This window comes from Ruegeria sp. CDSA021, from assembly GCF_059612325.1.
This window is the reverse complement of record NZ_JBXWQJ010000009.1, coordinates 113,957-133,612: the sequence shown is the minus strand read 5'-3', so window position 1 is coordinate 133,612 and position 19,656 is coordinate 113,957. Positions and strand designations below refer to the sequence as shown.

At 56.4% G+C, this 19,656-nt stretch carries 18 protein-coding genes; 10 read left to right on the top strand and 8 right to left on the bottom strand.

The window, feature by feature from the left end:
* Window positions 1-268 precede the first annotated feature (268 nt).
* Window positions 269-2,053 (top strand): ABC transporter ATP-binding protein, encoded by a 1,785-nt coding sequence (locus tag AC2FLD_RS13675; RefSeq protein ID WP_496673833.1) that lies wholly within the window; start codon window positions 269-271, stop codon window positions 2,051-2,053.
* Window positions 2,054-2,510: 457 nt separating this feature from the next.
* Here AC2FLD_RS13675 and katG read toward each other — a convergent pair whose 3' ends face one another.
* Window positions 2,511-4,691 carry a catalase/peroxidase HPI gene (gene katG / locus AC2FLD_RS13670; protein ID WP_496673831.1) on the bottom strand — a complete coding sequence of 727 codons (2,181 nt, stop codon included), beginning with the start codon at window positions 4,689-4,691 and terminating at the stop codon, window positions 2,511-2,513.
* Window positions 4,692-4,798: 107 nt separating this feature from the next.
* Between katG and AC2FLD_RS13665 the strand changes: the two genes are divergently transcribed.
* Window positions 4,799-5,731 (top strand): hydrogen peroxide-inducible genes activator, encoded by a 933-nt coding sequence (locus AC2FLD_RS13665; protein ID WP_496673828.1) that lies wholly within the window; start codon window positions 4,799-4,801, stop codon window positions 5,729-5,731.
* A gap of 52 nt (window positions 5,732-5,783) precedes the next feature.
* Here the strand turns inward: AC2FLD_RS13665 and AC2FLD_RS13660 are convergent, their stop codons facing one another.
* The 3 genes from AC2FLD_RS13660 to AC2FLD_RS13650 are packed head-to-tail and all read right to left on the bottom strand — an operon-like array spanning window position 5,784 to window position 7,639.
* Window positions 5,784-6,119, bottom strand: coding sequence for a carboxymuconolactone decarboxylase family protein (locus AC2FLD_RS13660; protein WP_496673825.1), 336 nt, complete (start codon window positions 6,117-6,119; stop codon window positions 5,784-5,786).
* A gap of 11 nt (window positions 6,120-6,130) precedes the next feature.
* Entirely contained in the window at window positions 6,131-6,889 is a 759-nt protein-coding gene (locus AC2FLD_RS13655) for an amino acid ABC transporter permease (RefSeq protein WP_496673822.1), read from the bottom strand.
* Window positions 6,890-6,898: 9 nt separating this feature from the next.
* Window positions 6,899-7,639 (bottom strand): amino acid ABC transporter ATP-binding protein, encoded by a 741-nt coding sequence (locus AC2FLD_RS13650; RefSeq protein WP_050604285.1) that lies wholly within the window; start codon window positions 7,637-7,639, stop codon window positions 6,899-6,901.
* 121 nt (window positions 7,640-7,760) lie between these two features.
* Here AC2FLD_RS13650 and AC2FLD_RS13645 point away from each other — a divergent pair, with 121 nt between their 5' ends.
* Window positions 7,761-8,531 (top strand): transporter substrate-binding domain-containing protein, encoded by a 771-nt coding sequence (locus tag AC2FLD_RS13645; protein WP_496673819.1) that lies wholly within the window; start codon window positions 7,761-7,763, stop codon window positions 8,529-8,531.
* Between the two features lie 104 nt (window positions 8,532-8,635).
* On the opposite strand, the gene AC2FLD_RS13640 is transcribed toward AC2FLD_RS13645, so the two are convergent.
* Together AC2FLD_RS13640 and AC2FLD_RS13635 are read right to left on the bottom strand one after the other, a co-directional pair.
* Window positions 8,636-9,346, bottom strand: a complete 711-nt coding sequence (locus tag AC2FLD_RS13640) for an aspartate/glutamate racemase family protein (RefSeq protein ID WP_496673816.1) — start codon at window positions 9,344-9,346, stop codon at window positions 8,636-8,638.
* Window positions 9,343-10,047 (bottom strand): GntR family transcriptional regulator, encoded by a 705-nt coding sequence (locus AC2FLD_RS13635; protein WP_496673814.1) that lies wholly within the window; start codon window positions 10,045-10,047, stop codon window positions 9,343-9,345. Before AC2FLD_RS13635 ends, AC2FLD_RS13640 begins: the two co-directional genes overlap by 4 nt.
* Window positions 10,048-10,159: 112 nt before the next feature.
* Here AC2FLD_RS13635 and AC2FLD_RS13630 point away from each other — a divergent pair, with 112 nt between their 5' ends.
* On the top strand, window positions 10,160-11,854 hold the full coding sequence (locus AC2FLD_RS13630; protein WP_496673812.1) for a thiamine pyrophosphate-binding protein: 1,695 nt from the start codon (window positions 10,160-10,162) through the stop codon (window positions 11,852-11,854).
* Here the strand turns inward: AC2FLD_RS13630 and AC2FLD_RS13625 are convergent.
* Window positions 11,815-12,735, bottom strand: a complete 921-nt coding sequence (locus AC2FLD_RS13625; RefSeq protein WP_496726670.1) for a LysR family transcriptional regulator — start codon at window positions 12,733-12,735, stop codon at window positions 11,815-11,817. The genes AC2FLD_RS13630 and AC2FLD_RS13625 overlap by 40 nt on opposite strands.
* Window positions 12,736-12,832: 97 nt before the next feature.
* Here AC2FLD_RS13625 and AC2FLD_RS13620 point away from each other — a divergent pair, with 97 nt between their 5' ends.
* The 6 genes from AC2FLD_RS13620 to AC2FLD_RS13595 all read left to right on the top strand — a co-directional run bounded on the left by AC2FLD_RS13620 (window position 12,833) and on the right by AC2FLD_RS13595 (window position 19,110).
* On the top strand, window positions 12,833-13,966 hold the full coding sequence (locus AC2FLD_RS13620) for an enolase C-terminal domain-like protein (protein WP_496671658.1): 1,134 nt from the start codon (window positions 12,833-12,835) through the stop codon (window positions 13,964-13,966).
* The gene (locus AC2FLD_RS13615; RefSeq protein WP_496671657.1) at window positions 13,963-15,213 is read left to right on the top strand and encodes an NAD(P)/FAD-dependent oxidoreductase; all 1,251 of its coding nucleotides are present in this window, start codon (window positions 13,963-13,965) and stop codon (window positions 15,211-15,213) included. The genes AC2FLD_RS13620 and AC2FLD_RS13615 overlap by 4 nt, the downstream gene beginning before the upstream one ends.
* A 52-nt stretch (window positions 15,214-15,265) precedes the next feature.
* Entirely contained in the window at window positions 15,266-16,243 is a 978-nt protein-coding gene (locus tag AC2FLD_RS13610; protein WP_496671655.1) for a TRAP transporter substrate-binding protein, read from the top strand.
* 69 nt (window positions 16,244-16,312) lie between these two features.
* Window positions 16,313-16,846, top strand: coding sequence for a TRAP transporter small permease (locus tag AC2FLD_RS13605; RefSeq protein ID WP_496671652.1), 534 nt, complete (start codon window positions 16,313-16,315; stop codon window positions 16,844-16,846).
* A 4-nt stretch (window positions 16,847-16,850) separates the two neighbouring features.
* Window positions 16,851-18,164, top strand: coding sequence for a TRAP transporter large permease (locus AC2FLD_RS13600; protein ID WP_496671649.1), 1,314 nt, complete (start codon window positions 16,851-16,853; stop codon window positions 18,162-18,164).
* 7 nt (window positions 18,165-18,171) lie between these two features.
* On the top strand, window positions 18,172-19,110 hold the full coding sequence (locus AC2FLD_RS13595; RefSeq protein ID WP_496671646.1) for a hypothetical protein: 939 nt from the start codon (window positions 18,172-18,174) through the stop codon (window positions 19,108-19,110).
* 149 nt (window positions 19,111-19,259) lie between these two features.
* On the opposite strand, the gene AC2FLD_RS13590 is transcribed toward AC2FLD_RS13595, so the two are convergent.
* Window positions 19,260-19,604 carry a RidA family protein gene (locus AC2FLD_RS13590; RefSeq protein WP_496671643.1) on the bottom strand — a complete coding sequence of 115 codons (345 nt, stop codon included), beginning with the start codon at window positions 19,602-19,604 and terminating at the stop codon, window positions 19,260-19,262.
* Between the last annotated feature and the right edge of the window lie 52 nt (window positions 19,605-19,656).

Genomic DNA, 19,656 nt, shown 5'->3' with positions numbered 1-19,656 from the left:
CAGTCGCGCGGATCACCGCGCACTGATGATTGAGTTATCTGCCGTATCTTTCGCAACAATAAAGTAAAACCGCGCCGCCTGAACCAGCTTCTTTTCGGCGCTTTGACGCGCATTGCACTTGTCCAATCCCATTCCATTCCCTATCTACGGCGTCGCACGTAAGACCGTTGGCATGAGCCGCTCTGCCGCATCCCGGCATCTGCTCTTTAGGCCCGGCAAAAATTAGGGTATCTGAACGTGCGCACCGTTTCACGATTTGGAGTACGCAATGATAACGCGCGCCTGGAAAAAATGGCGATCTGGCTATATGGGCCGCCTTGTGGGCGAAAGCTTTTATGCACAAGGCCCCTTATACGCCGTTGCGATGTTGGCGATGATCATGGTGGCCGTAACCACCGCCGGGTCCGCCTATATGATGGAATTCATCGTCGATGCCATGACCAGCCCCGAGCTTCGCGGATGGGCGCATGTGATAGCGCTGGCGGTTGTGCTGCTGTTTCTGACCAAGGCGATTGCTTCTTACATTCAGGCTAACTATCTTGCGCGCGCAGGCAACCGGATCGTGGCACAGCAGCAGGAAAAGGTTTACCGAAAACTGCTTCGGCACGGTGTTTCTTTCTTTTCTGCCAATGAATCTTCCGATCTGTTGATGCGCACAACCAACGGCGCGCAAGCAGCCCGCAACCTGATCGATGTTCTGGTTACCGGCTTTGTCCGCGACGCGCTGACGTTGGTCGGGCTGGTTGCGGTCATGCTTTATCAACAGCCTGTTTTGTCGGTGATGTTCTTTATCGTCGGTCCCATTGCCTTGCTGGGGGTGCGATATCTGCTCAAGAGTGTACGCTCGATCATGCAGGCCGAGTTCAAATCGTTGGCCGAGATCATTCGCGTGCTGCAGGAAACCTCGGCCGGTATCAAGGTCATCAAGGTCTTTTCGCTCGAAGACCGGATGATCGACCGGATGGAAACCGCCATCAGAAAGGTCGAGCAACGCTCGAACGATATCGCCAGACTTCAGGCTATCGCCAGCCCGTTGATGGAATTCCTGGCAGGTCTGGCCGTTGCTGGCGTCCTAATTGTCAGCACGATGGGCATCGCGGGCACGGAACAACCCACCGCCGGGCAACTGATGTCCTTTATCACCGCCCTGTTGATGGCTTATGAACCGGCGAAGCGCCTGTCGCGAATGCGTGTCCAGATTGAATCAAATATGGTTGGTGTCGGCATGTTGTTTAGCCTGCTGGATCAGAAAGACACCATGGTGGAATCCCCCGACGCCCGTGACCTGACTGACGGACCGGGTCACATTGCCCTGCGCAACGTTACCTTTGGATATCAAGGTGCCGTACCGGTGATCGAAGACATGAATGTCTCGTTCGAAGCGGGCAAAACCACGGCGCTGGTCGGACAGTCCGGCGGCGGCAAGTCCACCTTGTTTGGGTTGATCATGCGGTTCTACGATCCTGATGAGGGCGTCGTCGAGATCGACGGTCAAGATCTGCGCGAAGTGAGTTTTTCTTCACTTCGTCGGAAAATATCGTTTGTTGGTCAGGACACATTCCTGTTCTCGGCCTCGATCCTAGACAACCTGCGATGCTCGGCCCCGGACGCAACCGAAGAAGAAATTATTGACGCGGCCAAAGCGGCTCATGCACATGACTTCATAATGGGCTTGCCCAAAGGCTACGACACACCGGTTGGCGAAAACGGTACCTTCCTGTCCGGCGGTCAAAAACAGAGGATTGCAATTGCCCGCGCCATTCTGCGCAATGCTGAGATCCTGCTGTTGGACGAAGCGACAAGCGCGCTGGATGCGGAATCGGAATCGCTCGTCAAAAAAGCTCTGGATGCCTTGACTCAGAACGTAACCGTCATCGTCATTGCTCACCGTTTGTCGACGGTATTGGAGGCCGACAAGATTATCGTGGTTCAGGATGGCGCAATCGTGGAACAGGGTAATCTGGACGAGTTGATGAAGAAAAGCGGAAGCTTCCGCGCCCTGTTCGATCAACAGTTCAAGCACCACGCTCCTACATCTGAAGTCGCGGGATAACCGCGACTTCAATTCGCTGGCTTACTCTGTTTGACCAAGTATGCAGTACCCGAACCTTTGGCAATTTATCCGACAATAGTGATTGGGTCGGATTGCCCTGCCTGCGGGCCAGCACTGTGGTGGTCTGTACATATTTGGATGGACTTGCATCGCGGCAAAAGCACTCGATCTTTTCCTGATGCCTGATGCCTGATGCCTGATGACAATGGTTGGTTGCTCCGAAATCGGAAAACGGAACCAAACAAGCCTTTTGGTGGTCATGTTCTGAGAACTGTTTGTCAGATCTGACAGGTATTCGCCCAACATCAGGATTTGCGCGAAAAGGAAAACCAATGACCTGACTTGACCGGTGTCGGTTTCAGCAAATTGAAATGTGTTGGAACGCGTGTCGGCTCACGCCCCGAACCCAGAACTGCGAAACCAGGCGAGGGCACCCTCGCCTGGTATCTTTTTTGCCTCAGGCAGCCAGATCGAACCGGTCGTTGTTCATGATCTTGGTCCAGGCCGCCACAAAGTCGCGCACAAACTTTTCGGCATTGTCATCCTGTGCGTATACCTCAGCGTAACCACGCAGGATCGAGTTCGAGCCGAAGACCAGATCAGCGCTGGTCGCGGTGAACTTGACCTCACCCGAGGCGCGGTCACGCAGCTCGTAAGTGCCGCCGTCAACCGGATGCCAGCTCAGCGACATATCCGTCAGATTGACGAAGAAGTCGGTGGTCAGATGACCCACGCGGTCAGTGAAGACACCATGTGCCGATCCGCCGTGGTTGGCACCCAGCACACGCAGGCCACCGACCAGAACGGTCATCTCAGAGGCGGTCAGCCCCAGCAGTTGCGCGCGGTCCAGCATCATCGCTTCCGGCGATACGGCGTATTCCTTCAGCTGCCAGTTGCGGAACCCATCGGCCAGCGGCTCAAGGACCGAGAAGCTGTCGACGTCGGTCTGCTCGTCAGTCGCATCACCACGACCGGCCGAGAACGGAATCGCCACGTCATAACCTGCGGCTTTGATCGACTGCTCCAGTCCAACGTTACCCGCCAAAACAATCACGTCGGCAACAGAGGCACCGGTTTCTGCTGCAATCGGCTCCAGCACGCCCAGTACTTTTGCCAGACGCTCGGGTTCATTCCCCGCCCAGTCCTTCTGAGGTGCCAGACGGATGCGCCCGCCATTTGCGCCACCGCGTTTGTCCGAACCACGGAAAGTGCGGGCACTGTCCCAAGCGGTGTTGATCATCTCGACGGCGGTAAGGCCGCTCTCTGCGATCTTTGCTTTGACGGCCTCGACCTTATAGCCAGTTGAACCTGCCGGGATCGGATCCTGCCAGACCAACTCTTCCGCAGGAACATCCGGGCCATAGTAGTTGACGCGCGGACCCATGTCGCGGTGGGTAAGCTTGAACCATGCGCGGGCAAAGGTATCGGCGAAATAGTCTGGGTCAGCCATGAACTTCTGACAGATCGCGTTGTATGTCGGATCGATCTTCATTGCCATGTCCGCATCTGTCATGAGCGGCATACGACGAACCGAAGGATCAGTCGGATCGACCGGCTTTTCATCTCCCGGCATATCGACAGGTTGCCACTGATTGGCACCCGCGGGTGACTTGCCCAACTCCCATTCATAACCGAAGAGATAGTCGAAGAAGCCCATATCGAACTTGGTCGGGTGCTTCGTCCAAGCGCCTTCGATACCAGAAGTAAAGGCATTGGTCGCTTTGCCGTCTTGGTCGGGGTTGTCCCATCCCAGACCTTGACCGGTCACCGGGCAGGCTTCGGGCTCAGCGCCGATATGGTCGCCTGCCATCGCACCATGTGCTTTGCCGACCGTGTGACCACCGCAGGTCAGTGCCGCAGTCTCTTCGTCGTTCATCGCCATGCGGGCAAATGTTTCGCGTATATGCAGCGCGGTCCTTGCCGGATCTGGGTTGCCGTTCACACCTTCGGGGTTCACATAGATCAGACCCATATGCACCGCACCCAGCGGGTTTTCCAGCGTACCCGGAGTTTCCAGATCGCCATACCGGTTTTCGGACGGGGCCAGCCACTGGTTTTCCGAACCCCAGTAAACGTCTTTCTCCGGCCCCCAGATATCTTCGCGACCAAAGCCGAAGCCAAAGGTTTTCAGACCCATGGACTCATAGGCAACAGTCCCTGACAGAACGATCAGGTCCGCCCAGGACAGCGCGTTGCCATATTTCTTTTTCACCGGCCACAACAGACGGCGGGCTTTATCCAGGCTGGCATTGTCTGGCCAGGAGTTAAGCGGAGCAAACCGGATATTGCCCGAACCTGCGCCACCACGACCATCGCCCAAGCGGTAAGACCCGGCCGAGTGCCACGCCAGACGGATCATCAGGCCACCATAGTGACCCCAGTCAGCTGGCCACCAGTCCTGGCTGTCGGTCAACAGTGCTTCGACATCGGCGCGGACGGCTTTGAAATCCAGTCCCTTGACCGCTTCACGATGTTTGTAATCCGCATCCATCGGGTTGGTGCGTGTGTCGTGTTGGCTCAGAATGTCCAGGTTCAGCGCATCGGGCCACCATTTGGTGACAGAATTGCCCGTTCCTGTATTGCCACCATGCATGACAGGGCAGCCGCCGGATTGATGATTGTGGGGGTTACCGTCCATTGTAAATCTCCTGAGTATTTACCTAGGGGTTCAGATGCCTTGACTCGTACCCGACCCAATCGATAAATGGAAATTTGTAATTACTATCATTGCGATTAGTTTTTCATATGAAAGCACTGACCCTAAGACACTTGCGTTACTTCGAAGCCCTTGCCACCCATGGTCACTTTGGTAAGGCCGCAGCGGCAAGCGCAATTTCGCAACCGGCACTTTCCATTCAAATCAAAGAGCTGGAAGCCATCATGGGCGGCCCACTGGTCGAACGCGCGGCACGTGAAACACGCCTGACCGCCCTTGGCGAAGATGTGTTGAAACACAGCCGCGAAATCCTGACGCGGGTCGAGGATCTGGGAAATCTGGTGCAGTCCCCCTCCGGGCCCTTGTCAGGCCGCTTAAGGATCGGTGTGATTCCCACAGTAGCACCTTATCTACTGCCCTCGATTATCAAGGCGATGACCCAGCGGTTTCCGCAGCTGACAATAGAACCCAAAGAGACCATCACCGAATCCGTGATCCGAGAAATCCTTGAGGCACGGCTGGATGTCGGTGTCGTCGCTCTGCCCGTCTCGGAACCCAGTCTTCGGGAGTTTTCGCTGTTTAACGAAGACTTCTTGCTGGTACGACCAGCGCGGGATGCCGGCCTGCCGATGCCAAGTTCGTCGCAACTCAGAACAATGCGGTTGTTGTTGCTGGAAGAAGGCCACTGTTTCCGGGATCAGGCCCTGTCTTTCTGTTCGATCCGCAATATCGAACCGCAGCATATTATGGAGGGCAGCTCGCTCTCTACCCTCGTGCAGATGGTTGGGGCCGGGATTGGCGTCACACTGATCCCCGAGATGGCGGTCGGATTGGAAACCCGATCCGCCGACGTCACAATCGCCCGCTTTCAGGACACCCCGCCGACACGAACGATTGGCCTGATCTGGCGAAAGACCAACCCGCTGAGTGAAAACTTACTCAAGATCGGCGCGATCATCCGTAAAACCGCGGAAGAGAACAATCTGAACGCGGGGCACGGCGATCAGACGGCAGTCTATTGAACCGCGATCACACCCAATGCAGCTGGCGTTGCCGGATCATTACAATTCACTCTCACTCGGAAAACACGTCAAAAGCCTTAAGCGCTTTGGCGCTGTAGGCATAAGACGGGCCGCCGCCCATGTACGTCGCCATGGCCAGCGCCTCGCACATTTCTTCTCGTGTGGCGCCCAGCCGAACCAGAGAGCGCACGTGAAACCCGATGCAGCTGTCGCATTGGGTGGCAATGGCTATGCCCAGGGCCATAAATTCCTTGGTCTTTTCGCTCAACACACCATCCGTTTTAGCGGCCTTGCCCATGACGCCAAAACCGCGAACGGTTTCCGGTACTTCCTTCGAGAATGTTCCGATATTGGCCTCAGTCTCGGCCATGAAATCTTTCCAGTCCATTTGTCTGCTCCTTATCCGCGTTCGTCCGCGCCCATGCGTCGCTCAAGCCAGCGCACCCCAGCGCTGATGATCAAAACCAGGATCAGATATTCGAAAATCAGCAAGGTGTATATTTCCAGCGGGCGGTATTCCGTCACCACCAATTCGTTTGCACGGCGAGTCAGTTCCTGCATCCCGATGACGCTGGCAAAGGCGCTCATCTTGACGATGTAAATGAACTGGTTTGCCAAGGGCGGCAGAATACGCCGGATCGCCTGTGGCAGGATCACATAGCGCATGGTCTGCACATAGTTCAGCCCGATGGTCTGCGCCGCTTCGCGCTGACCGCGTGCGATGGATTGAATGCCTGCCCGGTATATCTCGGCGGTGAACGCACTGTCCGAAATCGCCAGCGTGATGATTGCGCCCCAGAATGGGTCAATCGGGACACTCATTCCCATAGACTGGAACACGATGGGCAAACCGTAAAAGACCCAGAACAGCATAGGTAGCAGTGGAATGGCCCGGACAAATTCCACATAAACCCGGTTGACCAGCCTCCAGCCGCGTTTCTCGGACAGCCCCGGCAATGCCACCATCAACCCCACGACAATCGACAGAACCGCCGCAATCAGCGAGATCTGAATCGTCGCCCACATGCCCGAGATCAGGAATTTCACATTGATCCAGCCCGATGCCGTGGTCGGATCGATCACATACCAGCCCCAAGTCTGGGAAGACGAACAACCCGCCAGCAAAAGTAGGGGCGATATCAGAAGAAGTTTTTTCATCGGCCCCTCTCAGTGCTGCAGAATCTGCGACAGGAATTTGCGACACCGCTCGGATTGCGGGTTGGTGAAGAAATGTTCGGGCTTGCCCTCTTCGACGATCTCACCGGCGTCCATGAAAATCATCTTATCAGCTACCTTTCGGGCAAAACCCATCTCATGCGTGACGACCACCATGGTCATGCCCTCATTGGCCAGCGCGACCATCACGTCCAACACTTCCGAGATCATCTCGGGGTCCAGTGCCGAGGTCGGCTCGTCGAACAACAGAACACGCGGCTCCATGCACAGGGATCGCGCAATGGCAACGCGTTGTTGTTGGCCGCCAGACAGCTGAACGGGCTTTTTGTCTGCCTGATCGGGAATATGCACGCGTTCCAGATAATGACGTGCTTTTTCCTCGGCCTCTTTACGGCTCAGACCCCGCGCCTTGATCGGGCCCAACGTCAGATTTTCCAGCACGGTCAAATGCGGGAACAGGTTGAATTGTTGAAACACCATTCCAACTTCGGACCGTATGGTCGCGGCAGATTTTGCGTCATTCGTCAGCTCGACCCCGTCTACGCGGATGGTGCCTTTCTGGTGTTTTTCCAACTGGTTGATACACCGAACAACAGTGGACTTACCTGACCCCGAAGGGCCACAGATCACCACCTTTTCGCCGCTGTTGACCGTCAGGTTTATATCCTTGAGTACGTGAAACGTGTCGAACCACTTGTTCACACCCACAAGTTCGATTGCGGCGTCTGGCATAAGCTGGTCTGTCCCTGTTTTGGTCAAGTTGTAATATTTTCTTGAGGTTATCTTTCTCTTTCGGGTTAAATCAATGATGAACACGGCGACAAGACAGAAACACCACCAACAGGAGAAACCAATGAACACTTTTTTGAAAGCAGCGGCTGCAGCTGCGCTTGGGCTGGTACTGTCGAGTGCCGCACATGCGCAATCCGCGCTCAACGAGATTCTGGATTCCGGCGTGCTCAAGGTGGGCACCACCGGTGACTGGAACCCCATGTCGCTGCGCGACCCCGCCACCAACAGCTATAAAGGCTATGACATCGACATCATGAACGAACTGGCCACCGATCTGGGGGTTGAGGTCGAATATGTACCCACCGACTGGAAAACGCTGGTCAATGGCGTGGTGGCTGGCAAGTACCACCTGACCGGTTCGGCCTCGATCTCTCCGCCGCGCATGAAGGTTGCCGGTTTCTCAGACAGCTACATCGCGGTGGAACTGTTCCCCTATACGACCAAAGACAAAGCGGACAAATTCGACGGCTACGACTCCATCAACCAACCGGGCGTCACAGTTGCCACCACGTTGGGCACCACGTTTGAAAAGCGCGTTCGTGAATGGTTTCCAAATGCCGAGATCAAAGTGGTCGAAGCCCCGGCCCGCGGTTTTCAAGAGGTGATCGCCGGACGCGCAGATGTGTTCATCACGTCGAATATCGAAGGATCGACCCTAGAGGTGAAATTCCCAGTGGTCCGTGTCAAGAATGCCGGTCCTCGGTCGCCGTCGCCTATTGCAATGATCCTGCCGCAGGGCGATCAGGTCTGGATCAATTACGTGAACAACTGGATCGAAGTGAAAGAAGCGCAGGGTTTCTTTGAAGCGAACCGCGAGAAATGGGGCCTCTGACAGGTTTCAGACACCACTTGCAATTCAACGTTCGGTCCAAAAGACCGGGCGTTTTCAATTGGCGCTTAACCTGCAGTATACTCACTGCGCCAGGTGTTTCGTGCTCAGTAAGGCGGTGGGTTCAGACCCGCCTGAAACCACTTGATGAATGAAACGATCGAGAACACCGGCAACCCGGTCGCCTGCTGAATATCGGACGCATAAGGACACATATTCGTGCATTCCAGCACGATCGCACCCAAGTCAGGATTGTCCGCAACCAACGCCAACGCAGCCTGAACATTGTCTTCGCGCGCTTTCCCAACATCCAAGCTTAGCTCGTTTCCAAGGATCACGCGAGTGAACTCCTGCCCGCCTTCGGTTGTTCCAATAGGTGTATCCAATGGCACGTTAGCAGCCAGCAGATGGTCTTTGGTCAGGGTAGAGGCGGAAATGGTCAAAACACCGGCGCGCTTTCCCGCAGGCAGAATGCGGTTCACCATCTCGACCTGCATCAAGGACGACGTGGCCACCGGAACCGGGACGGCTTCGGCCAGTTCTTTCTGGAACAAGGACAGAAAGCCGCAATTGGTGGTTATTCCGTCCACACCATCCCGCACCAGATCCCGCGCCGCATCAATAAAGGCATCAAGCATTCCCTCGGCCCGGTGCCGAACCACTCGATCCGGCGAAGCATCACGGACAATGCGATAGAGAACCGGAAACGGCCAGGTCAGCGCATTGCCCATATCGCCGGGGATTCTCGGGAACCGGGCATCCAGCATCAAAATACCGACGGATGCGCCATAGATGGATTTTCCGCCCTGCGTGATCATGCCTTGACCTCCTCGATTATTCGCGCCGAGACGTCTTCGGACCCTTCCATATAGATGCTGGTGATCCCATGACGCACGGCGTCCTGCACCTGATCCATGCGCTTGGCGATATGAACACCCAGAACTCGCGCGGCCTCATCCGCGTTCCGTTCGATCAACGCCTGCATAACGCGCTTATGTTCATCCTTTGAACGGTGCACCCGGTCCATACTCATTGAAATCCAACGGATATAGCGGATCCGCTCGTTGATCCGCGTCAGGGTCTGCAAGAGCTCCATGTTGCCCGACAGATTTGCAATCCCAAGGTGAAACGCCTCGTCCCGGCTGACGGCTTCCTCGACGGTCAGGCCGCTGATGTCGATGCCCGTTGAATAGAGCTCATCCTTCAGCATCTGCAGGTCTTCATCCGACGCTTTGGCGCAGGCCGCACGAGCGGCAGCAGTTTCGATAATCTGGCGCAGTTCGAACAGGTCAAACACGATTTGTGCATCCAACGGACGGCAAAAAAATCCCTGTCCCGGGCGGAAATCAAACAGCCGTTCGGCGACGAGGCGGTTCAACGCCTCGCGCAATGGGGTCCGGCTGACGCCCAGATCCTTGGACAGGGCAACTTCGTTCAGACGATCCCCGGGCCGCAGCCGGAACGAGACCGCCATCGCCTTAACCTGATCATAAATGTCATCGACGCGTGGACCCGCCATAAACCCTGCCTTTCCTCTTACGAGTCACAGGTGCCACACGCAGAACTTGAAATCAATATACAAAACTGTATACAGAGCTGCGTACAGATTGGAATCAAGGGACTCGCGGATCATGACAGGGACGAATTATCTGACCGGAGCAGAGGCAATGGTGCGTATGCTCGAAGCACATGGCGTGAAACACATGTTCGGTCTGTGCGGCGACACAACATTGCCGTTCTATGACGCTCTGGCGCGCATGGATCACGGTATTCAGCACTTTCTGACCCGGGACGAACGGCACGCAGCCTATATGGCGGATGGCTATGCGCGCGTGACAGGAAAGCCTGGTGTCTGCGAGGGCCCCTCGGGCGGTGGCGCGACTTACATCCTGCCTGGCGTTGTTGAAGCCAACGAAAGCTCGGTTCCGATACTGGCGATTACCTCGGACGTCGCGACAACCAGCCGGGGCAAATACCCTTTGACCGAGTTGGACCAGCCCGCCCTGTTCAAACCTTTGGCCAAGTGGAACGCCTCTCTGGACGACGCCGCGCGGCTTCCGGCCATGGTGCGGGCCGCCTTCCGGGCAATGACAACAGGCACGCCGGGCGCCACGCATCTGGCTTTGCCCTTCGATACGCAGAAAGCACCGGTAGACGAGGCTGAAATCTGGGCGGATGAAAGGCATCGCAGTTATCCTGCCGAGCGCGCTGCACCGGACATGGATGCGATCGAAGCGGCGGCGGACATTCTGGCACGGGCCAAATCCGCTGTTGCGGTCTGCGGTGGCGGGCCGGTCCTGTCCGGAGCTTTTGACGCCTTGAGGCAAGTCGCCGGTCTGTTGGATATGCCCATTGCCACAACCGTATCCGGTCAGGGTTCTGTCGCTGAAATCGACCCGCTGTCTTTGGGCGTTGTCGGGTCGAACGGCGGCGTCCCCGCGACACGCGCCGTTGTCGATCAAGCAGATGTTGTCCTGTTCATTGGATGCCGCGCCGGTTCGGTCACAACCGAACGGTGGAGAAGCCCCGGGCGCGACGCAACGATCATTCACATCGACAGCGATCCCATGGTGATTGGTGCAAACTACCAGACCGAAGTGGCAATCTGTGCAGACGCCCGTCTGGCGCTGGAAGCTCTGGCCCGTGCACTGGAAGGTCGGCCGGACCTGAACCTTCAAGGTGGGGTGGAAAAGGCCCGCGCCGCGTGGGATGCCAAACTGGCGGCCTTTGCGCCCTTGGCCGCAAGCCGCGAAATGCCGATCCGGCCCGAAACTGTCATGGCTGCGTTAATGGATATTCTGGATGACGACGCGATAGTTGTTGCTGATCCCGGCACCCCCTGCCCCTATTTCAGTGCACACTACCGTTGGCAGAAACCGGGGCGGCATTTCATCACCAATCGAGCCCACGGCGCGCTTGGCTATTCGTTAGGTGCGGCGATGGGTGCGCATGTCGGGCGCCCGTCGGTCAAGACCCTCGCTGTCATGGGTGACGGTTCGTTTGGTTTCACCTGCGGTGAGTTCGAAACGATGGTGCGGCACAAGATGCCGATCACCTCGATCGTCTTTTCGAACTCGGTCTTCGGCTGGATCAAGGCGGGTCAGGATGCGGGCTTTGGCCAAAGATTCTACAACGTTGACTTCAACCGCACAGACCATGCCGCCGTAGCGTCTGCCTTTGGTGTGAAATCATGGACGGTCAAAGACCCCGAAGACCTGCCAAAAGTCTTGAAGCAGGCCATCGAACATGACGGTCCCACCTTGGTCGACATCCATTCGCAACAGCTTCACGACGCGGCCGCGCCCGTTTCCGAGTGGGTTGCGTAAGAGGCTATTGACGGGGTCAGTTGGTCCAGAAACTCCTGAGCGATCCTGGACAGGGGGCGACTTTTGGCCGTGATGATTGCAAGCTCCAGCATGACCGCTGGTTTGAAAGGGCGGGTCTGATATCCGCTCTCTTCATCGAAGGTAACGGTAAAGGGGTCGATCATGGCGACCCCCATGCCTTGCTTCACGAAGCTAAGCAGGTTTTCAGACAAGTGCGTGTGAATCTGCGTACGCCATACGCGCCCGGCACGCTGGAAAATGTCTCGGGTTTTTCGGTGCGTCTGATGCTCCGGCCCCATGACGATAAAAGGCTCGTTTTCCATAGTTTCCGGCGTCAGAACGTCATACGCCGCCAACGGGCTGTTTTCAGGGAAGGTCGCCAGCGTTTCGAACTGAAACACCTGGTAGTTCAGCGTGTCGTGCAGGATCGGCATCTCAACGATGCCGATCTCAAATAGGCCAGACGTCACCCACTCCTGAATCTTTGACGAATATTGCGACTGAAAGCTGACGGACAGGTTCGGGCGGCTTTCGGCAAACCGCGCGATCTCTCGAGGCATGAAACCAAAAGACAACAGGTGCGGGGCAGCAACCTGTAACTGACCGGGATGCTTGTTCTGTAAATCCGTCACCGCTTGGGCAACGTGATCCAACCCACGCACTACGGTGTCGACCTCATGGTACAACAGTTCGGCTTCCGGGGTGGGCAGCAAACGGCCTTTGTTGCGCTCAAACAGAGGCAATCGCGCCTCTCGTTCCAACTGTGCCAAAAGGTTGCTGATGCCGGGTTGCGAGATACCAAGAACCGACGCCGCCCCCGTCACGGTTCCGGTTTCCATGATGGCGTGAAAGGCTTGAAGCTGGCGAAAACGCAATGACATCGGCAATGTATCATTTCTTATGATGAACTGTCGAAGATATAGTATTTGAAATGATATGCTGGTCAAGGCAGGCTTCCGCTTATCTACAGGGGACCGAATGAGCGATCTGTCACAGAAAATCACGGGCTATGACCTATGGCACCTAAAGCTGCCGGTAACCTCCCGGCGGGATCACGGTATTGGATCTGTGGAAGGCGTTTGTGAGGTTGTCATCTTGCGGCTGACATCCGAGGACGGCACGCAAGGATTTGGCGAAGCATCACCGTGGTCGGTGTTCACCGGCACCCCAGAGGCGACCTTTGCCGCATTGGATCGATATCTGCGCCCAATTGTTTTGAATGCGCGTGTCGGTGACAGGTCCGCGATCATGGCGCGCGCGGCTTACGCCGTGGCGCATTGTACAGAAGCCAAAGCGGCGCTGGAATCCGCGCTGTTGGATCTTGCGGGCCGGATCAGTAAGGTTCCAGTCTGGTCTTTGCTGGGCGGCAAGTTCCGGGATGCAATCCCGCTCAGTTGCTCCATCGCCAACCCGGACTTCGCGCAGGATATCGACCTGTTGGCAAGGTTGCACGACGATGGTGTCCGGATCTTGAAACTCAAAACCGGGTTCAAGGATCACGCCTTTGACATCATGCGGCTGGAATACCTCGCTCAGAACTGCCCCGAGTTTTCGGTGCGCGTGGATTATAATCAGGGACTTAACATCGAAGATGCCCCGGCACAGGTCCGAGACGTCGCCCGGTTCGATCCCGATTTCATCGAGCAGCCCGTGCGCGCCCACCACTACGGCATGATGTCCAAGCTGAGGCAAATGACAGATGTTCCGCTATTGGCAGACGAGAGCGTGTTTGGCCCTGAAGACATGGAGCGCGCGGCACGCGAGGGGATTTGCGACGGTGTTTCCGTCAAGATCATGAAGTCCGGAAGCCTGACGCGCGGTCAGACCGTAGCGCGCATTGCGGCTGCACACGGTCTGACCGCCTATGGCGGCGATATGTTCGAGGCTGGGCTTGCCCATTTGGCGGGCACGCACATGATTGCCGCGACACCGGAAATCACTCTGGGCTGCGAGTTCTATCAGGCGTCGTATTTTCTGAAAGAAGACATTTTGGAAGAACCGTTCCAGGTCAGCAATGGACAGGTCTGCGTTCCCGACGGCCCCGGGCTTGGCGGCAAGCCCGACTTGAGCAAACTGGACCACTACGCAGTATCCAAGGCGGTGGCCGCGTGAGCGAGAAGAAGACCATAGCCATCATCGGGGCCGGAATTGTCGGTGTATCCGCTGCAGTCTGGCTACAGCGCGATGGCCATAACGTGATTCTGATCGATAAGGCCGGGCCGGGCGAAGGAACTTCGCACGGCAATGGCGGAGTTTTGGCGTCTTGCTCTATCATACCCGTGACGGTTCCGGGGTTGCTCGGCAAAGCACCCAAGATGCTTTTAAGCCCTTCTCAGCCACTGTTCCTGAAGTGGGGATACCTGCCAAAGCTGCTGCCGTGGCTCAGACAATACTTGAGCCACGCAAATGCCGCAGATGTTGAACGGATCGCTGCGGCCCTGACGCCCATCGTGGGCGACAGCCTGAACGACCACAAGGCTTTGACTGCAGGAACCGGCGCCGAGAAATGGATCGTCCCCAGCGACTATCTGTTCCTTTATGAAAACCGCGCCCATTTCGAAAGCGATGCCTTTGGTTGGAGCATTCGGCGCAAGCAAGGTTTTGCGTGGGAAGAATTGGAAGGCAAGGCGTTCCACGATTACGACCCCGTATTCAGCCCGGACATCGGATTTGCGGCCAAGCTATCAGACCATGGCCATATCACCGATCCGGGGCGGTATGTGAAAGATCTAGCTGCGCATGTTGAAGATCAGGGAGGTCGGATCATCCGTGCCAATGTCGAGGATGTCACGCGCGAAAATGGCAGCGTCACAGGCGTGCGCGCGGAAGGTGAGACCATTGCGTGCGACACAGCCATTGTAACGGCTGGCGTTTGGTCGGGACCATTGGCAAAACGATTGGGGGTTTCTGTTCCTCTTGAAAGCGAACGTGGGTATCATCTTGAATTGGTGGAACCTTCCGCAATGCCACGCAGCCCGGTCATGGTCGCCTCAGGTAAGTTTGTTGCCACACCCATGGATGGGCGCATACGCTTGGCGGGAATTGTAGAGTTCGGAGGGTTGGATGCACCGCCCTCACGCGCACCGTTTGAATTGATGCGCAAAAATGCCCGGGCGGCTTTTCCGGGCATAACATGGAAGGAGGAAGTGGAATGGATGGGGCACAGGCCCGCCCCGGCTGACTCGATCCCGATCATTGGCGACGTGCCCGGTATCCAAGGTGCTTACATGGGCTTCGGACACCATCACATTGGCCTGACAGGCGGGCCAAAAACCGGACGTCTTCTGGCGCAGATGATCGCAGGCAGAACCCCGAACGCGGATGTGAGCGTTTACGCGCCGTCGCGCTACACGACATAAGAACAAGCTGATGAAAAACATCGGTATTTTGAAACTCAATAGGGAGAAAACGATGAAAAAACTGACAAATCTTCTGGCAGCGACAGCTTTGACCACAGCTGCAGCAGCACCGGCCATGGCCGAAAAATGGGACATGCCAATGGCCTATTCGGCGTCGAACTTCCATTCGGCAACAGGCGCTGAGTTCGCAAAATGCGTGACCACCGGTACAGGTGGCGAGATCGAAATCGTTACGCACCCTTCCGGCTCGTTGTTCAAAGGTGCTGATATCAAACGCGCAATCCAGACCGGGCAGGCCCCGATTGGTGAGCGCCTGTTATCCGGTCACCAGAACGAAAATGCTCTGTTCGGGTTTGACTCCATCCCGTTCCTGGCAACGTCGTTCGACGACAGCGCCAAACTTTGGGAAGCTGCCAAGCCATCTATCGAAAAAGTGCTGGCCGAACAGAACCTGACGTTGCTGTATGCGGTGCCGTGGCCGCCTCAGGGCCTGTATTTCAAGGACGAAGTGACTTCTGTCGCCGATATGAAGGGCATCAAGTTCCGCTCGTATAACAACGCCACATCGCGGTTGGCTGAATTGACCGGGATGCTGCCCGTGACCATCGAGGCTGCGGAAATCAGTCAGGCTTTTGCCACCGGTGTTGCGGATTCGATGATTTCTTCGGGTTCGACCGGCTACGACCGCAAGGTCTGGGAAAGCCTGAAGTACTTCTATGAGGTCGATGCCTGGCTTCCGCGCAACTACGTGATGGTGAACTCGGACGTCTGGTCGGGCGCTTCAGACGCCAACAAAAACGTCATAAAGGGGTGTGCCGAGTTAGCCGAGTATGCGGGGAACTGGCGCGCCAAGGAATATACTGGTTTCACTCTGCAGGGTTTGCGGGATGGCGGTATGACAGTTGGTCCGGCATCTGACCAAATGGTGCAGGAATTAAAAGAGATCGGCGTGACCATGACCAATGAATGGCTGGAAGCAGCCGGTGACGAAGGCAAGGCCATCGTCGAAACGTTCAACGCGTCTCAGTAACCTTTCGAATTGGGCGGCGGTTCATCCTGCCGCCTTTTTCGCATCCAATCAAAACACAGCGGGGACAGCATGGCGGTATTGCGAGGGCTTCGGTCCGTACTGGACTTTATCTATCAGGCGGCGGGGGTACTTGCGGCTCTCAGCCTCATTGCAATCCTGCTGTTGATCGTCGTGCAGATGCTCGCCCGCTGGACCGGTGAGGTGTTCCCCGGAGCGCCCGACTATGCAGGTTATGCCATGGCCGCCGCGTCCTTTCTGGCCTTTGCCAATGCGCTGAACCGAGGCAGCCACATTCGCGTTTCAATCCTTCTGAACGCGGTGCCCGACAGTGTCCGTCGCATATTGGAAGTCTGGTGTTTTGCAATCGCCTCAGCCGTCATGTGGTATTTTTGCTGGTACGCTTACCGCTTTGTCTATTGGAGCTGGAAGTTCAACGACATCAGCCAGGGACAGGACAAAACTGCCCTTTGGATCCCGCAATCTGCAATGTTGATCGGTGCTATCATCCTTGCCATCGCCCTGACCGACCACCTGATCCACGTGCTGTTCAAGGGCGACCACCGCATCACCCGCGATCTGGCCGACCAGAGCCACGGAGAGTAAGCCTATGGAAAACCTCTCTGTCATTATCCTCTTTCTGTTTGTTCTCTTCACCTTGCTGGGCACCGGCGTCTGGGTTGGTTTGGCCCTGATGGGTGTTGCCTGGGTCGGGATGGAGCTGTTCACGACCCGCCCCGTCGGGGATGTTATGATCACCACCATCTGGTCGGCATCGTCGTCATGGACCCTGACCGCACTGCCCATGTTCATCTGGATGGGCGAAATCCTGTACCGAACGCGATTATCCGAAGACATGTTCAAGGGCTTATCCCCATGGATGGCCCCTTTGCCTGGCGGGCTGGTACACACCAATATCGTTGGATGTACGGTTTTCGCGGCCGTCTCGGGCTCCTCAGCGGCCACGCTGACAACGGTTGGAAAGATGTCGATCCCTGAGCTGCGTAAGCGCAATTATCCCGAGCGGATGATCATCGGGACATTGACCGGGGCCGCCACACTTGGGCTGATGATCCCGCCCTCACTGACCCTGATCGTATACGGCGTGACGATCAATGAATCCATAACCAAGCTGTTCTTCGCCGGAATTCTACCGGGCCTGGTACTGGCGTCGATGTTCATGGGCTACGTAGCTATCTATTCCAAGCTCGGTAAGGATTGGAGCCCCGATACCGAAACCAAACTGAGCTTTTCCGAGAAAATCAAAAATTCGCGTTTTCTGCTGCCTGTAATACTGCTGATCATGGTGGTCATTGGGTCAATGTATCTGGGGTACGCCACCGCGACCGAGGCCGCAGCATTTGGGGTCATCGGCGGGCTGCTATTGGCGGCGGGTCAGGGATCGCTGACTTGGAAAACCTTTACTGAAAGCCTGATGGGAGCCACGCGCACCAGCGCGATGATTGCCCTCATTCTGGCGGGCGCAGCCTTCCTGTCGCTGTCCATGGGCTTTACCGGCCTGCCGCGTGGCCTGGCCGATCTGATTGCCGGATGGGAGTTGACCCGGTTTGAACTGCTCATGGTGCTGCTGGTCTTCTACATCATTCTGGGCTGTTTTCTGGACGGCATTTCTTCGGTCGTGCTGACCATGGCCGTGGTCGAACCCATGATCCGTGACGCCGGGATCGACCTGATCTGGTTCGGTATCTTCATCGTTGTCGTTGTTGAGATGGCACAGATCACGCCCCCGATCGGGTTCAATCTGTTCGTCATGCAAGGCATGACCAACCACGAGATGAGCTACATCGCACGGGCGGCCATTCCGATGTTCCTGATCATGGTTCTGATGGTCTTTATCCTGATCTGGTTCCCCGATCTCGCGACTTGGTTGCCCGAGAACCTGCGACAAACCCCTGGAGGGTAGATAAGCTTTGAACCCGCTTCATCTGGCGGCGCGTCAAGGTCCGTATGTACTGATCAGTGGTCTGGTCGCAGGTCTGCTGCTGCCGGCCTTGGCTGAACCGATGCGGGGCCTGCTTCCGCCCCTGGTTGTACTGTTGCTCTTCGTCACCGTGCTGAGGATGGACCCAGAAGCGATCTTAGGATCGCTGGCTGACCTGCCCAAAGTGGTAGTCACGATCGTTGGGTTTCAGCTCGTGATTCCGATGATCCTGTTGGGAATAGGATATGTCGGAGGGTGGATCGGAACGCCAGTCCTTCTGTCCTTGCTGATCATGGCCGCGGCCCCTTCCATAGCAGGCAGTCCGAATATGTGCATGATGATGGGGCACGCACCAGAGCACGCTATGCGGCTAATGGTGGTTGGCACAGCCCTGTTGCCCCTGACGGCACTGCCCGTTTTCCTGCTCATGCCCGAGTTGGGTGACATTCAATCTGTTTTGTGGGTGGGTTTGCGTTTGTCGCTGACAATCTTGTGCGCAACCGGAGCAGCCATTTTCGTAAGGCGCAAAGTGCTGCGAAATCCTTCGCAATCCATGCTTTTGAACTTGGAAGGATTGGGCGCAATCACTCTGGCCGTTTTTGTTATCGGATTGATGCCTGCAGTCAGTGCCATGGCCTTGAAAGACCCCGCCACTGCACTGTTTTGGATCGTACTCGCGTGCCTGGCCAATTTTGGCAGTCAGATCATAGTGTTTTTTCTGACGTCCGGCAGGCTACCGCAGCCGAAGGCCACAGCCATGTCGCTTATCGCAGGCAACCGGAACATCGCCCTTTTCTTTGTAGCGTTGCCAATTGACGTGACCGCACCCGTCATGGCCTTTATCGGGGCCTATCAGATTCCAATGTACCTGACTCCAATGGTCATGCGGCGTTTTTACAGAAAGAAAGATCCCGCGTCCGACTGGTGAAAAAGCGTCGAAGTTAGCACCAAACCGGGTAATCATTTGTGTTAACACTTATGCCGCCAGCTTCGGATTGCATCCGGTTTTTGAAAGTTTCGCAAACAAGGGCTACGCCCCGCACCGAAAATCGGTACAGGGCGGGTTTCTTGCAATGATCAGTCGCAGGCCGCGGTAACGATCATCTCGACCTTCAGAATATCGCGGGCCAGCTTCGCCTCGCCACAGGCGCGGGCAGGCGCGTGGCCTTCGGGCACCCAAGCGTCCCAGACGGCGTTCATTTCAGCAAAATCCGCCATGTCTGACAGCCAGATCACACATTGCAAGATACGCGTCTTGTCACTGCCAGCTTTCTCCAGCAGGTCCTCGACTTTGGCAAGGATGTCGCGGGTCTGATCAGCCACCGTGGCGGCATCCGAAACCTGACCGCACAGATAGGCGGTTCCGTTATGCTTGACGATGCGGCTCATGCGCTGGCCGGTTTCGATGCGGGTAATGGTCACGGCTGGTAACTCCTGTCGCGGGTGGGTTGTTCCAAACGGGCGATAGAGCGAA